At 52.9% G+C, this 15711-nt stretch carries 15 protein-coding genes and 1 pseudogene; all 16 read left to right on the top strand.

Going from position 1 to position 15711, the window contains the following annotated elements; all coding sequences use genetic code 11:
- Positions 1-61: IS1 family transposase (locus OQV04_RS25130; protein ID WP_071528444.1), on the top strand; the 61-nt coding region annotated here is incomplete at its 5' end.
- A gap of 9 nt (positions 62-70) precedes the next feature.
- Positions 71-397 carry a flagellar transcriptional regulator FlhD gene (flhD, locus tag OQV04_RS16880; protein ID WP_112933062.1) on the top strand — a complete coding sequence of 109 codons (327 nt, stop codon included), beginning with the start codon at positions 71-73 and terminating at the stop codon, positions 395-397.
- Between the two features lie 2 nt (positions 398-399).
- On the top strand, positions 400-978 hold the full coding sequence (flhC, locus tag OQV04_RS16875) for a flagellar transcriptional regulator FlhC (protein WP_001291603.1): 579 nt from the start codon (positions 400-402) through the stop codon (positions 976-978).
- A gap of 126 nt (positions 979-1104) precedes the next feature.
- Positions 1105-1992, top strand: coding sequence for a flagellar motor stator protein MotA (gene motA / locus OQV04_RS16870; RefSeq protein ID WP_000906325.1), 888 nt, complete (start codon positions 1105-1107; stop codon positions 1990-1992).
- Positions 1989-2914, top strand: a pseudogene (motB, locus tag OQV04_RS16865) (flagellar motor protein MotB). Before motA ends, motB begins: the two are co-directional and overlap by 4 nt.
- A gap of 4 nt (positions 2915-2918) precedes the next feature.
- On the top strand, positions 2919-4883 hold the full coding sequence (gene cheA / locus OQV04_RS16860) for a chemotaxis protein CheA (RefSeq protein WP_274446557.1): 1965 nt from the start codon (positions 2919-2921) through the stop codon (positions 4881-4883).
- Between the two features lie 20 nt (positions 4884-4903).
- Positions 4904-5407: a chemotaxis protein CheW gene (gene cheW / locus OQV04_RS16855; protein WP_000147302.1), complete on the top strand. Its 504-nt coding sequence runs from the start codon at positions 4904-4906 to the stop codon at positions 5405-5407.
- Positions 5408-5551: 144 nt separating this feature from the next.
- Positions 5552-7213 (top strand): methyl-accepting chemotaxis protein II, encoded by a 1662-nt coding sequence (gene tar / locus OQV04_RS16850; RefSeq protein ID WP_032281052.1) that lies wholly within the window; start codon positions 5552-5554, stop codon positions 7211-7213.
- A 45-nt stretch (positions 7214-7258) separates the two neighbouring features.
- A complete protein-coding gene (tap, locus tag OQV04_RS16845) occupies positions 7259-8860 on the top strand; it encodes a methyl-accepting chemotaxis protein IV (protein ID WP_021513093.1) in 1602 nt (533 codons plus the stop codon).
- Between the two features lie 18 nt (positions 8861-8878).
- Complete coding sequence (gene cheR / locus OQV04_RS16840; RefSeq protein ID WP_000204337.1) at positions 8879-9739, top strand: protein-glutamate O-methyltransferase CheR; 861 nt, start codon at positions 8879-8881, stop codon at positions 9737-9739.
- Between the two features lie 2 nt (positions 9740-9741).
- Positions 9742-10791 (top strand): protein-glutamate methylesterase/protein glutamine deamidase, encoded by a 1050-nt coding sequence (gene cheB, locus OQV04_RS16835; RefSeq protein WP_000036371.1) that lies wholly within the window; start codon positions 9742-9744, stop codon positions 10789-10791.
- Between the two features lie 14 nt (positions 10792-10805).
- Positions 10806-11195: a chemotaxis response regulator CheY gene (gene cheY, locus OQV04_RS16830; protein WP_000763871.1), complete on the top strand. Its 390-nt coding sequence runs from the start codon at positions 10806-10808 to the stop codon at positions 11193-11195.
- A 10-nt stretch (positions 11196-11205) separates the two neighbouring features.
- Positions 11206-11850, top strand: a complete 645-nt coding sequence (cheZ, locus tag OQV04_RS16825) for a protein phosphatase CheZ (RefSeq protein ID WP_000983609.1) — start codon at positions 11206-11208, stop codon at positions 11848-11850.
- 201 nt (positions 11851-12051) lie between these two features.
- Positions 12052-13200: a flagellar biosynthesis protein FlhB gene (flhB, locus tag OQV04_RS16820; RefSeq protein ID WP_001278954.1), complete on the top strand. Its 1149-nt coding sequence runs from the start codon at positions 12052-12054 to the stop codon at positions 13198-13200.
- Positions 13193-15271 carry a flagellar biosynthesis protein FlhA gene (gene flhA / locus OQV04_RS16815; RefSeq protein WP_000066983.1) on the top strand — a complete coding sequence of 693 codons (2079 nt, stop codon included), beginning with the start codon at positions 13193-13195 and terminating at the stop codon, positions 15269-15271. Before flhB ends, flhA begins: the two co-directional genes overlap by 8 nt.
- Entirely contained in the window at positions 15271-15663 is a 393-nt protein-coding gene (gene flhE / locus OQV04_RS16810; protein WP_001202071.1) for a flagellar protein FlhE, read from the top strand. Before flhA ends, flhE begins: the two co-directional genes overlap by 1 nt.
- Positions 15664-15711: the final 48 nt, after the last annotated feature.

Here is a 15711-nt window from a genome sequence, read left to right as displayed (position 1 = left end):
ATCGGTGGAGCTGCATGACAAAGTCATCGGGCATTATCTGAACATAAAACACTATCAATAAGTTGGAGTCATTACCTATGACATCAACTTGTCATATTTACTACTTGCACAGCGTCTGATTGTTCAGGACAAAGCGTCCGCTATGTTTCGTCTCGGCATAAATGAAGAAATGGCGACAACATTAGCGGCACTGACTCTTCCGCAAATGGTTAAGCTGGCAGAAACCAATCAGCTGGTTTGTCACTTCCGTTTTGACAGCCACCAGACGATTACTCAGTTGACGCAAGATTCCCGCGTTGACGATCTCCAGCAAATTCATACCGGCATCATGCTCTCAACACGCTTGCTGAATGATGTTAATCAGCCTGAAGAAGCGCTGCGCAAGAAAAGGGCCTGATCATGAGTGAAAAAAGCATTGTTCAGGAAGCGCGGGATATTCAGCTGGCAATGGAATTGATCACCCTGGGCGCTCGTTTGCAGATGCTGGAAAGCGAAACACAGTTAAGTCGCGGACGCCTGATAAAACTTTATAAAGAACTGCGCGGAAGCCCACCGCCGAAAGGCATGCTGCCATTCTCAACCGACTGGTTTATGACCTGGGAACAAAACGTTCATGCTTCGATGTTCTGTAATGCATGGCAGTTTTTACTGAAAACCGGTTTGTGTAATGGCGTCGATGCGGTGATCAAAGCCTACCGTTTATACCTTGAACAGTGCCCGCAAGCAGAAGAAGGACCGCTGCTGGCATTAACCCGTGCCTGGACATTGGTGCGGTTTGTTGAAAGTGGATTACTGCAACTTTCCAGCTGCAACTGCTGCGGCGGCAATTTTATTACCCACGCTCATCAGCCTGTTGGCAGCTTTGCCTGCAGCTTATGTCAACCGCCATCCCGGGCAGTAAAAAGACGTAAACTTTCCCAGAATCCTGCCGATATTATCCCACAACTGCTGGATGAACAGAGAGTACAGGCTGTTTAACTGATACGGTGTGGCGCAACATTCCAGCAGCGGTAACGACGTACCGCTGCTTTTTTTTGCCCCAATCGCACGTTAACGCCTGACGACTGAACATCCTGTCATGGTCAACAGTGGAAGGATGATGTCGTGCTTATCTTATTAGGTTACCTGGTTGTTCTCGGTACAGTTTTCGGCGGTTATTTGATGACCGGTGGAAGCCTTGGAGCACTCTATCAACCCGCTGAACTGGTGATTATTGCCGGTGCAGGGATTGGGTCGTTTATCGTCGGCAATAATGGCAAAGCGATTAAAGGCACGCTGAAGGCGCTGCCGTTGCTGTTTCGTCGCTCCAAATACACCAAAGCAATGTATATGGATCTGCTGGCTCTGCTTTATCGGTTGATGGCGAAATCGCGGCAGATGGGGATGTTTTCGCTGGAACGTGATATTGAAAATCCCCGTGAGAGCGAGATCTTCGCCAGCTACCCACGCATCATCGCGGATAGCGTCATGCTTGATTTTATCGTCGATTATCTGCGCCTGATTATCAGCGGTCACATGAACACCTTCGAAATCGAAGCCCTGATGGATGAAGAGATTGAGACGCACGAAAGCGAGGCAGAAGTCCCGGCGAACAGTCTGGCGCTGGTCGGGGACTCACTTCCGGCGTTTGGTATTGTCGCGGCTGTAATGGGGGTCGTTCACGCGTTAGGTTCAGCCGATCGTCCTGCCGCCGAGCTGGGGGCGCTTATCGCACATGCGATGGTGGGGACTTTCCTCGGCATTTTATTGGCTTACGGATTTATTTCCCCATTAGCGAGTGTTTTACGTCAGAAAAGCGCCGAAACCAGCAAAATGATGCAGTGCGTCAAAGTCACACTGCTTTCTAATCTGAACGGTTACGCACCGCCTATCGCCGTTGAGTTTGGTCGCAAAACGCTCTATTCCAGCGAACGTCCGTCGTTTATTGAACTGGAAGAGCATGTGCGTGCGGTGAAAAATCCGCAACAACAGACGACAACCGAGGAAGCATGAAGAATCAAGCGCATCCGATTATTGTCGTCAAACGACGCAAAGCCAAAAGCCACGGGGCAGCACATGGATCGTGGAAGATTGCTTATGCCGACTTTATGACCGCGATGATGGCCTTTTTTCTGGTGATGTGGCTGATCTCCATCTCCAGCCCAAAAGAGTTGATTCAGATTGCGGAGTACTTCCGGACTCCACTGGCGACTGCGGTTACGGGCGGCGATCGCATTTCTAATAGTGAAAGCCCAATTCCCGGCGGTGGCGATGATTACACCCAAAGCCAGGGGAAGTGAATAAGCAGCCGAACATCGAAGAGTTGAAAAAACGCATGGAGCAAAGTCGATTGCGGAAATTGCGGGGTGATCTCGACCAGTTGATAGAGTCCGATCCGAAACTGCGGGCGTTACGTCCACATCTCAAAATCGATCTGGTCCAGGAAGGTCTACGTATTCAGATCATCGATAGCCAGAATCGCCCGATGTTTAAAACCGGCAGTGCCGATGTCGAACCCTATATGCGCGACATTCTGCGCGCCATCGCGCCTGTACTGAACGGTATTCCCAACCGTATTAGCCTTTCAGGTCATACCGATGATTTTCCCTACGCCAGCGGTGAGAAAGGTTACAGCAACTGGGAGCTTTCTGCCGATCGGGCCAATGCATCCCGCCGCGAACTGATGGTCGGCGGGTTGGATAGCGGCAAAGTGTTACGTGTCGTCGGCATGGCGGCAACGATGCGCTTAAGCGATCGCGGACCTGATGATGCCGTCAACCGTCGCATCAGCCTGCTGGTACTGAACAAACAAGCCGAACAGGCCATTTTGCATGAAAACGCCGAAAGCCAGAATGAGCCAGTAAGCGCCCTGGAAAAACCTGAGGTTGCACCACAGGTCAGTGTTCCCACAATGCCATCAGCCGAACCGAGGTGACAGCGTGAGCATGGATATAAGCGATTTTTATCAGACATTTTTTGATGAAGCGGACGAACTGTTGGCTGATATGGAGCAGCATCTGCTGGTTTTGCAGCCGGAAGCGCCAGATGCCGAACAATTGAATGCCATCTTTCGGGCTGCCCACTCGATCAAAGGAGGGGCAGGAACTTTTGGCTTCAGCGTTTTGCAGGAAACCACGCATCTGATGGAAAACCTGCTCGATGAAGCCAGACGAGGTGAGATGCAACTCAACACCGACATTATCAATCTGTTTTTGGAAACGAAGGACATCATGCAAGAACAGCTCGACGCTTACAAACAGTCGCAAGAGCCGGATGCCGCCAGCTTCGATTATATCTGCCAGGCCTTGCGTCAACTGGCATTAGAAGCGAAAGGCGAAACGCCATCCGCAGTGACCCGATTAAGTGTGGTTGCCAAAAGTGAACCGCAAGATGAGCAGAGTCGCAGTCAGTTGCCGCGACGAATTATCCTTTCGCGCCTGAAGGCCGGCGAAGTCGACCTGCTGGAAGAAGAGCTGGGGCATCTGACAACGTTAACTGACGTGGTGAAAGGGGCGGATTCTCTCTCGGCAATATTACCGGGCGATATCGCCGAAGATGACATCACAGCGGTACTCTGTTTTGTGATTGAAGCCGATCAGATTACCTTTGAAACAGTAGAAGTCTCGCCAAAAATATCCACCCCACCAGTGCTTAAACTGGCAGCCGAACAAGCGCCAACCGGTCGCGTGGAGCGGGAAAAAACGACGCGCAGCAGTGAATCCACCAGCATCCGTGTAGCGGTAGAAAAGGTTGATCAATTAATTAACCTCGTCGGCGAGCTGGTTATCACCCAGTCCATGCTTGCCCAGCGTTCCAGCGAACTGGACCCGGTTAATCATGGTGATTTGATTACCAGCATGGGGCAGTTACAACGTAACGCTCGTGATTTGCAGGAATCAGTGATGTCGATTCGCATGATGCCGATGGAATATGTCTTTAGTCGCTATCCCCGGCTGGTGCGTGATCTGGCGGGAAAACTCGGCAAGCAGGTAGAACTGACGCTGGTGGGCAGTTCCACCGAGCTCGACAAGAGCCTGATAGAACGCATTATCGACCCGCTGAACCACCTGGTACGCAATAGCCTCGATCACGGTATTGAACTGCCAGAAAAACGGCTCGCCGCAGGTAAAAACAGCGTCGGAAATTTAATTCTGTCTGCCGAACATCAGGGCGGCAACATTTGCATTGAAGTGACCGACGATGGGGCGGGGCTAAACCGTGAGCGAATTCTGGCAAAAGCGGCCTCGCAAGGTTTGACTGTCAGCGAAAACATGAGCGACGACGAAGTCGCGATGCTGATATTTGCACCAGGCTTCTCCACGGCAGAGCAGGTCACCGACGTCTCCGGGCGCGGCGTCGGCATGGACGTCGTTAAACGTAATATCCAGGAGATGGGCGGTCATGTCGAAATCCAGTCGAAGCAGGGTACTGGCACTACGATCCGCATTTTACTGCCGCTGACGCTGGCCATCCTCGACGGCATGTCCGTACGCGTTGCGGATGAAGTTTTCATTCTGCCGCTGAATGCTGTTATGGAATCACTGCAACCCCGTGAAGCCGATCTGCATCCACTGGCCGGCGGCGAGCGGGTGCTGGAAGTGCGGGGTGAATATCTGCCCATCGTCGAACTGTGGAAAGTGTTCAACGTCGCGGACGCGAAAACCGAAGCCACCCAGGGAATTGTGGTGATCTTACAAAGTGGCGGTCGCCGCTACGCCTTGCTGGTGGATCAATTAATTGGTCAACACCAGGTTGTGGTTAAAAACCTTGAAAGTAACTATCGCAAAGTCCCCGGCATTTCTGCTGCGACCATTCTTGGCGACGGCAGCGTGGCACTGATTGTTGATGTCTCCGCCTTGCAGGCGATAAACCGCGAACAACGTATGGCGAACACCGCCGCCTGAATGAGTAAAAAGGTAACAATATGACCGGTATGACGAATGTAACAAAGCTGGCCAGCGAGCCGTCAGGCCAGGAATTTCTGGTATTTACCCTTGGTGATGAAGAGTACGGTATTGATATCCTGAAAGTGCAGGAGATCCGTGGCTACGATCAGGTAACACGGATTGCGAACACGCCAGCGTTTATCAAAGGCGTCACGAATCTGCGCGGCGTTATTGTGCCGATTGTTGACTTACGAATTAAGTTCAGCCAGGTGGATGTGGACTATAACGACAACACGGTAGTTATCGTCCTGAATCTCGGACAGCGGGTGGTCGGCATCGTGGTTGACGGCGTTTCAGATGTGCTTTCATTGACGGCGGAGCAAATTCGTCCGGCACCGGAATTTGCCGTGACGCTTTCAACAGAATATCTCACTGGACTGGGCGCACTGGGCGACCGGATGTTGATTCTGGTGAACATCGAAAAACTGCTGAACAGCGAAGAGATGGCGCTGTTAGATAGCGCGGCGTCAGAAGTGGCGTAATTCTCCCGATTTCCTCAATTGAAATGAACCCGATGATCTGCGCATCGGGTTTTTTATTTCAATTTCGCGGCGGGTGGCATCAGCAATAAAGTTTCCCCCTTCCTTGCCGATAACGAGATCAACTTGTTTTCAGGAAGGTGCCTTATGATTAACCGTATCCGCGTAGTCACGCTGTTGGTAATGGTGCTGGGGGTATTCGCACTGTTACAGCTTATTTCCGGCAGTCTGTTTTTTTCTTCCCTTCACCATAGCCAGAAGAGCTTTGTGGTTTCCAATCAATTACGGGAACAGCAGGGCGAGCTGACGTCAACCTGGGATTTAATGCTGCAAACGCGCATTAACCTGAGTCGTTCAGCGGTGCGGATGATGATGGATTCCTCCAATCAACAAAGTAATGCCAAAGTTGAATTGCTCGATAGCGCCAGGAAAACATTGGCCCAGGCCGCGACTCATTATAAAAAATTCAAAAGCATGGCACCGTTACCTGAAATGGTCGCTACCAGTCGTAATATTGATGAAAAATATAAAAACTATCACACAGCGTTAACTGAGCTGATTGATTATCTTGATTATGGCAATACTGGAGCTTATTTCGCTCAGCCAACCCAGGGAATGCAAAATGCAATGGGCGAAGCGTTTGCTCAGTACGCCCTCAGCAGTGAAAAACTGTATCGCGATATCGTCACTGACAACGCAGATGATTACCGATTTGCCCAGTGGCAACTGGCGGTTATCGCGCTGGTGGTGGTATTGATTCTGCTGGTAGCGTGGTACGGCATTCGCCGTATGTTGCTTACACCGCTGGCAAAAATTATTGCTCACATTCGCGAAATCGCCGGTGGTAACCTGGCGAATACCCTGACCATTGACGGGCGCAGTGAAATGGGCGACCTGGCGCAGAGCGTTTCACATATGCAACGCTCTTTGACTGACACCGTCACTCATGTCCGCGAAGGTTCAGATGCCATCTATGCCGGTACCCGTGAAATTGCGGCGGGCAACACCGATCTTTCCTCCCGTACTGAACAGCAGGCATCCGCGCTGGAAGAAACTGCCGCCAGCATGGAGCAGCTCACCGCGACAGTGAAGCAAAACGCCGATAACGCCCGCCAGGCCTCGCAACTGGCGCAAAGTGCCTCCGACACCGCCCAGCACGGCGGCAAAGTGGTGGATGGCGTAGTGAAAACGATGCATGAGATCGCCGATAGTTCGAAGAAAATTGCCGACATTATCAGCGTTATCGACGGTATTGCCTTCCAGACTAATATCCTCGCGCTGAATGCCGCGGTTGAAGCCGCGCGAGCGGGTGAACAGGGCCGTGGTTTTGCCGTGGTGGCGGGCGAAGTGCGTAATCTTGCCAGTCGTAGCGCCCAGGCGGCAAAAGAGATCAAAGCTCTCATTGAAGACTCCGTCTCGCGCGTTGATACCGGTTCGGTGCTGGTCGAAAGCGCCGGGGAAACAATGAACAATATCGTCAATGCTGTCACTCGCGTGACTGACATTATGGGCGAGATTGCATCGGCATCGGATGAACAGAGCCGTGGCATCGATCAAGTCGCATTGGCGGTTTCGGAAATGGATCGCGTCACGCAACAGAACGCATCGCTGGTGCAGGAATCAGCTGCCGCTGCAGCTGCGCTGGAAGAACAGGCTAGTCGTTTAACGCAAGCGGTTTCCGCGTTTCGTCTGGCAGCCAGCCCACTCACCAATAAACCGCAAACACCATCCCGTCCTGCCAGTGAGCAACCACCGGCACAGCCACGACTGCGAATTGCTGAACAATATCCAAACTGGGAAACATTTTGACGAGTATTTACTAACGCGGTCATTGCCGCCTGATGGGGAGCGTTGATGTTTAATCGTATTCGAATTTCGACCACGCTGTTTTTAATTTTGATTCTCTGCGGGATCTTGCAGATTGGCAGTAACGGCATGTCTTTTTGGGCATTTCGCGACGATTTGCAACGACTGAATCAGGTCGAGCAGAGCAATCAGCAACGTGCGGCATTAGCGCAAACTCGGGCGGTAATGTTACAGGCCAGTACCGCGCTGAACAAAGCAGGCACTCTGACAGCGCTTAGCTATCCGGCGGATGACATTAAAACGTTGATGACGACGGCGCGCGCCAGTCTGACGCAATCCACCACGCTGTTTAAAAGTTTTATGGCGATGACTGCGGGCAACGAGCACGTCAGGGTATTGCAAAAAGAGACGGAGAAAAGTTTTGCCCGCTGGCACAACGATCTCGAACATCAGGCGACCTGGCTTGAAAGTAATCAACTTTCGGATTTCCTCACTGCGCCGGTGCAGGGATCACAGAATGCGTTTGACGTTAACTTTGAGGCCTGGCAGCTGGAGATCAACCATGTGCTGGAAGCCGCCAGTGCGCAAAGCCAGCGTAACTATCAGATTTCGGCGCTGGTGTTTATCAGCATGATTATTGTTGCGGCGATCTACATCAGCAGTGCGCTGTGGTGGACGCGCAAGATGATTGTTCAACCACTGGCCATTATCGGTAGCCATTTTGACAGCATTGCTGCGGGTAATCTGGCGCGTCCGATTGCGGTATATGGTCGTAATGAGATCACCGCCATTTTTGCCAGCCTGAAGACCATGCAGCAGGCTTTGCGTGGGACGGTGAGTGATGTGCGTAAGGGAAGCCAGGAGATGCACATTGGGATCGCGGAGATTGTCGCAGGCAATAACGATCTCTCAAGTCGTACCGAACAGCAGGCGGCATCGCTGGCACAAACGGCCGCCAGTATGGAGCAATTAACCGCCACGGTAGGGCAAAACGCCGATAACGCACGACAGGCGTCGGAACTGGCAAAAAATGCCGCGACAACGGCGCAGGCGGGCGGTGTTCAGGTCAGTACCATGACTCACACCATGCAGGAGATCGCCACCAGCTCGCAAAAAATTGGCGACATTATCAGCGTTATCGACGGAATTGCTTTCCAGACTAATATTCTGGCCCTGAATGCGGCAGTGGAAGCGGCTCGCGCCGGAGAGCAGGGGCGTGGTTTTGCGGTAGTGGCAGGTGAAGTGCGCAATCTTGCCAGCCGTAGCGCGCAGGCAGCAAAAGAGATCAAAGGGCTGATCGAAGAGTCAGTCAATCGTGTCCAGCAGGGTTCGAAACTGGTGAATAACGCCGCCGCGACCATGACCGATATTGTCAGTTCGGTGACCCGCGTGAACGACATTATGGGAGAAATTGCTTCGGCGTCGGAAGAACAACGGCGGGGGATTGAGCAGGTTGCACAGGCTGTCAGCCAGATGGATCAGGTGACTCAGCAGAACGCCTCGCTGGTAGAAGAAGCGGCGGTGGCAACGGAACAACTGGCGAATCAGGCCGACCATCTTTCGTCGCGTGTGGCGGTATTTACCCTTGAAGAACATGAAGTAGCACGACATGAGTCGGCGCAGTTACAAATTGCGCCAGTGGTATCCTGAAGTGATTGAGAAGGCGCTATGACTTCATCTCTGCCCTGTGGGCAAACGTCTTTATTGTTACAGATGACCGAGCGCCTGGCGCTTTCCGACGCGCATTTTCGGCGGATAAGTCAATTGATCTATCAACGAGCCGGGATCGTTCTGGCTGACCATAAACGCGACATGGTTTACAACCGACTGGTTCGTCGTTTGCGTTCGCTGGGACTGACGGATTTCGGTCATTATCTGAACTTGCTGGAATCTAATCAGCACAGCGGTGAGTGGCAGGCGTTTATCAATTCGCTGACCACGAATCTGACGGCATTTTTCCGTGAGGCACATCATTTCCCTCTGCTCGCGGATCACGCACGTCGCCGTTCTGGCGAGTATCGCGTATGGAGCGCGGCGGCTTCGACCGGCGAAGAGCCGTACAGCATTGCGATGACGCTGGCTGACACATTGGGCACCGCGCCCGGACGCTGGAAAGTGTTTGCCAGTGATATCGACACCGAAGTGCTGGAAAAAGCCAGAAGCGGTATCTATCGCCATGAAGAGTTGAAAAACCTGACGCCGCAGCAACTGCAACGGTATTTCATGCGAGGGACGGGACCGCATGAAGGGCTGGTACGCGTGCGTCAGGAGCTGGCGAACTATGTTGATTTTGCCCCGCTGAATCTACTGGCGAAACAGTACACCGTGCCGGGGCCGTTTGATGCGATCTTCTGTCGTAACGTCATGATCTACTTCGATCAAACTACCCAGCAGGAGATTTTGCGCCGCTTTGTTCCGCTCCTTAAACCCGACGGATTGCTGTTTGCGGGTCACTCTGAAAACTTTAGCCACCTTGAGCGCCGCTTCACGCTGCGTGGTCAGACGGTGTATGCGCTAAGTAAGGATTAACGATGAGCAAAATCAGGGTGTTATCTGTCGATGATTCGGCACTGATGCGCCAGATCATGACAGAAATCATCAACAGCCATAGCGACATGGAAATGGTGGCGACCGCCCCTGATCCGCTGGTTGCGCGTGATTTGATTAAGAAATTCAATCCCGATGTATTGACGCTGGATGTTGAAATGCCGCGGATGGACGGACTGGATTTCCTCGAAAAATTAATGCGTTTGCGTCCAATGCCCGTAGTGATGGTTTCTTCCCTGACCGGCAAAGGGTCAGAAGTTACGCTGCGCGCGCTGGAGCTGGGGGCGATAGATTTTGTCACCAAACCGCAACTGGGTATTCGCGAAGGTATGCTGGCGTATAGCGAAATGATTGCTGAAAAGGTGCGTACGGCAGCAAAGGCGAGCCTTGCAGCACATAAGCCATTGTCGGCACCGACAACGCTGAAGGCGGGGCCGTTGCTGAGTTCTGAAAAACTGATTGCGATTGGTGCTTCAACGGGTGGAACTGAGGCAATTCGTCACGTACTGCAACCGTTGCCGCTTTCCAGCCCGGCACTGTTAATTACCCAGCATATGCCGCCCGGTTTCACCCGCTCTTTTGCCGACAGACTTAATAAGCTTTGCCAGATCGGGGTTAAAGAAGCCGAAGACGGAGAACGTGTCTTGCCGGGGCATGCCTATATCGCGCCGGGCGATCGGCATATGGAGCTGGCGCGTAGTGGCGCAAATTATCAAATCAAAATTCACGATGGCCCGGCGGTTAACCGTCATCGGCCTTCGGTAGATGTGTTGTTCCATTCTGTCGCCAAACAGGCGGGGCGTAATGCGGTTGGGGTGATCCTGACCGGTATGGGCAACGACGGCGCGGCAGGAATGTTGGCGATGCGTCAGGCGGGGGCATGGACCCTTGCGCAAAACGAAGCAAGTTGCGTGGTGTTCGGCATGCCGCGTGAGGCCATCAATATGGGTGGTGTCTGCGAAGTGGTCGATCTTAGCCAGGTAAGCCAGCAAATGTTGGCAAAAATTAGTGCCGGACAGGCGATACGTATTTAAATCAGGAGTGTGAAATGGCGGATAAAGAACTTAAATTTTTGGTTGTGGATGACTTTTCCACCATGCGACGCATAGTGCGTAACCTGCTGAAAGAGCTGGGATTTAATAATGTTGAGGAAGCGGAAGATGGCGTCGACGCTCTCAATAAGTTGCAGGCAGGCGGTTATGGATTTGTTATCTCCGACTGGAACATGCCCAATATGGATGGCCTGGAGTTGCTGAAAACGATTCGTGCAGATGGCGGGATGTCGGCATTGCCAGTGTTAATGGTGACTGCAGAAGCGAAGAAAGAAAACATTATTGCTGCGGCGCAAGCGGGGGCCAGTGGCTATGTGGTGAAGCCATTTACCGCCGCGACGCTGGAGGAAAAACTCAACAAAATCTTTGAGAAACTGGGCATGTGAGGATGCGACTATGATGCAACCATCAATCAAACCTGCTGACGAGCATTCAGCTGGCGATATCATTGCGCGCATCGGCAGCCTGACGCGTATGCTGCGCGACAGTTTGCGGGAACTGGGGCTGGATCAGGCCATTGCCGAAGCGGCGGAAGCCATCCCGGATGCGCGCGATCGTTTGTACTATGTTGTGCAGATGACCGCCCAGGCTGCGGAGCGGGCGCTGAACAGTGTTGAGGCGTCACAACCGCATCAGGATCAAATGGAGAAATCAGCAAAAGCGTTAACCCAACGTTGGGATGACTGGTTTGCCGATCCGATTGACCTTGCCGACGCCCGTGAACTGGTAACAGATACACGACAATTTCTGGCAGATGTACCCGCGCATACCAGCTTTACTAACGCGCAACTGCTGGAAATCATGATGGCGCAGGATTTTCAGGATCTCACCGGGCAGGTCATTAAGCGGATGATGGATGTCATTCAGGAGATCGAACGCCAGTTGCTGATGGTGCTGTTGGAAAACATCCCGGAACAGGAGTCGCGTCCAAAACGTGAAAACCAGAGTTTGCTTAATGGACCTCAGGTCGATACCAGCAAAGCCGGTGTGGTAGCCAGTCAGGATCAGGTGGACGATTTGTTGGATAGTCTTGGATTTTGATTTGTATTGCCTGATGTGGCGTGACCACGTCATATCAGGCGGTCTGATAAGGCGATGACGCCGCATCCGACAAACGCACACTATGTTTGATGTGTGGCAGCAAAAGCCCTAAATCCCGCCTGTTTTGCCCCTTACTCAAACCATTGAACGCTTTGCTCTCTGGCATCATTCACGCTTAATACTCTTTCCAGGATTGGCGACGTGTCTGACGAGAGCGACGACAAAACAGAAGCCCCCACACCTCACCGACTAGAAAAAGCGCGGGAAGAGGGGCAAATCCCGCGTTCCCGTGAACTGACCTCACTGCTGATTTTGCTGGTGGGCGTTAGTGTTATCTGGTTTGGCGGTGTGTCGCTGGCCCGTCGATTGTCGGGCATGCTCTCCGCTGGGCTGCATTTTGATCACAGTATTATCAATGACCCGAATCTGATCCTCGGGCAAATTATTCTGCTGATCAGAGAAGCCATGCTGGCGCTGCTGCCGCTGATTAGCGGCGTGGTGCTGGTGGCGCTCATTTCTCCGGTCATGCTGGGAGGGCTGGTATTTAGCGGCAAATCCTTGCAGCCGAAGTTTTCCAAACTCAACCCGCTACCGGGCATTAAACGGATGTTCTCGGCACAGACTGGCGCGGAGTTACTTAAAGCAATTTTGAAAACCATCCTGGTTGGCAGCGTGACGGGGTTTTTTCTCTGGCATCACTGGCCGCAGATGATGCGCTTAATGGCCGAGTCTCCGATTACCGCCATGGGTAATGCGATGGATCTGGTAGGGCTATGCGCACTGCTGGTGGTGCTTGGTGTCATTCCAATGGTGGGATTTGACGTCTTTTTCCAAATCTTCAGCCACCTGAAAAAGCTGCGTATGTCGCGGCAGGATATTCGTGATGAGTTCAAACAAAGCGAAGGCGACCCCCATGTTAAAGGGCGGATCCGTCAGATGCAGCGAGCGGCTGCACGGCGTCGGATGATGGCCGATGTGCCGAAAGCGGATGTCATTGTCAATAACCCGACCCACTATTCGGTAGCGTTGCAGTATGACGAAAACAAAATGAGCGCACCGAAAGTGGTCGCTAAAGGTGCAGGGCTGGTCGCGCTGCGCATTCGTGAAATTGGCGCTGAAAATAACGTCCCGACGCTTGAAGCGCCGCCGCTGGCGCGAGCGCTGTATCGACATGCGGAGATTGGTCAACAAATCCCGGGTCAACTGTACGCCGCGGTGGCGGAAGTGCTGGCCTGGGTCTGGCAACTGAAACGCTGGCGTCTGGCTGGTGGACAGCGCCCTGTACAACCTACTCATCTTCCGGTGCCGGAAGCCCTGGATTTTATTAACGAGAAACCGACCCATGAGTAATCTGGCCGCGATGCTGCGCCTGCCCGCAAACCTGAAATCGACACAATGGCAGATCCTTGCCGGACCGATTTTGATCCTGTTGATCTTGTCGATGATGGTGCTGCCACTACCCGCATTCATACTCGACCTGTTGTTTACCTTCAATATTGCCTTGTCGATCATGGTGTTGCTGGTGGCGATGTTTACCCAGCGCACGCTCGAGTTTGCTGCGTTTCCGACCATTCTGTTGTTTACCACGCTGTTGCGTCTGGCACTTAACGTGGCTTCAACCCGTATCATTTTGATGGAAGGGCATACCGGCGCAGCGGCGGCAGGGAAGGTGGTCGAAGCGTTCGGTCACTTCCTCGTTGGTGGCAATTTCGCTATCGGTATCGTGGTGTTTGTCATTCTCGTGATCATCAACTTTATGGTCATTACCAAAGGTGCCGGGCGTATCGCAGAAGTGGGTGCGCGCTTTGTTCTCGATGGTATGCCGGGTAAGCAGATGGCGATTGACGCCGACCTTAACGCCGGATTGATTGGTGAAGATGAGGCGAAAAAACGCCGCTCCGAAGTCACTCAGGAAGCCGATTTTTACGGCTCAATGGACGGGGCAAGTAAGTTTGTTCGCGGCGATGCCATCGCCGGGATCCTCATCATGGTCATTAACGTTGTCGGCGGGTTGCTGGTCGGCGTGCTGCAACATGGCATGAGCATGGGACACGCGGCGGAAAGTTATACGCTATTGACCATTGGCGACGGTCTGGTGGCACAAATTCCGGCGCTGGTGATTTCTACCGCCGCGGGGGTCATCGTTACGCGTGTCAGCACCGATCAGGATGTTGGCGAGCAGATGGTGAATCAGCTTTTCAGTAACCCAAGCGTTATGTTGTTAAGCGCCGCCGTGCTCGGTTTACTCGGCCTGGTGCCTGGAATGCCGAACCTGGTATTTTTGCTGTTCACTGCCGGATTGCTCGGGCTGGCCTGGTGGATACGCGGACGCGAACAAAAAGCGCCTGCCGAACCCAAACCGGTAAAAATGGCAGAGAATAATACCGTTGTCGAAGCGACGTGGAACGATGTACAACTGGAAGATTCTCTGGGAATGGAAGTGGGTTATCGACTGATCCCGATGGTTGATTTCCAACAAGATGGCGAGTTGCTGGGCCGTATTCGTAGTATTCGTAAGAAATTTGCTCAGGAAATGGGCTTCTTGCCGCCGGTGGTGCACATTCGCGACAATATGGATCTGCAACCGGCACGTTATCGTATTTTGATGAAAGGCGTAGAGATTGGCAGTGGTGATGCTTATCCGGGGCGCTGGCTGGCAATTAACCCTGGTACCGCTGCCGGGACGTTACCTGGTGAGGCGACCGTCGATCCGGCATTTGGCCTGAATGCTATCTGGATTGAAAGTGCGCTAAAAGAACAGGCGCAGATTCAGGGGTACACAGTGGTTGAGGCCAGCACGGTGGTAGCAACGCATCTTAACCACCTCATTAGCCAGCATGCCGCAGAGCTGTTTGGTCGTCAGGAGGCGCAACAGCTGTTGGATCGCGTCGCCCAGGAGATGCCAAAGCTGACGGAAGATCTCGTTCCTGGCGTCGTCACGCTCACCACACTGCATAAAGTGCTGCAAAATCTCCTCGATGAAAAAGTACCGATTCGCGATATGCGCACCATTCTCGAAACGCTGGCGGAACATGCGCCCATCCAAAGCGATCCACATGAATTAACCGCCGTCGTGCGCGTGGCGTTGGGACGGGCGATTACCCAGCAGTGGTTTCCTGGCAAAGATGAAGTCCATGTTATTGGCCTCGATACACCGCTGGAACGTTTGTTACTACAGGCGCTGCAGGGCGGGGGCGGACTGGAGCCAGGGTTGGCGGATCGTTTACTGGCGCAAACTCAGGAAGCGCTATCCCGTCAGGAGATGTTGGGTGCGCCGCCAGTATTGTTGGTGAACCACGCGCTACGACCATTATTGTCTCGCTTTCTGCGCCGCAGCTTGCCGCAGTTAGTGGTGCTGTCGAATCTGGAACTATCAGATAACCGACATATCCGTATGACGGCGACGATTGGCGGCAAATAATGAGAGCCTTATTAGCAATATTATTGTTTCCGCTGCTAGTGCAAGCCGCCGGGGAGGGGATGTGGCAGGCAAGTAGTGTCGGAATTACGCTAAATCATCGCGGTGAGTCGATGTCGTCAGCGCCTCTTTCTACTCGACAACCTGCTTCAGGATTGATGACGCTGGTGGCGTGGCGTTATCAGCTTATCGGCCCGACACCTGCAGGACTGCGGGTTCGCTTGTGTTCGCAATCTCGTTGTGTCGAATTAGAGGGGCAGAGCGGAACCACCGTGGCCTTTTCCGGTATAGCGGCAGCAGAACCGTTGCGCTTTATCTGGGAAGTGCCTGGCGGTGGGCGGTTAATTCCACCGCTAAAGGTACAACGGAATGAAGTGATTGTGAATTATCGCTGAAGGACAAATAAAAATTACGCGCTCGCGAGCATGTTTAATAACTCAGCG

The sequence above is a fragment of the Escherichia sp. Lx600-2 genome (assembly GCF_036662595.1).
GTDB lineage: Bacteria > Pseudomonadota > Gammaproteobacteria > Enterobacterales > Enterobacteriaceae > Escherichia > Escherichia coli.
This window is presented reverse-complemented; position numbering and strand designations above follow the sequence as displayed.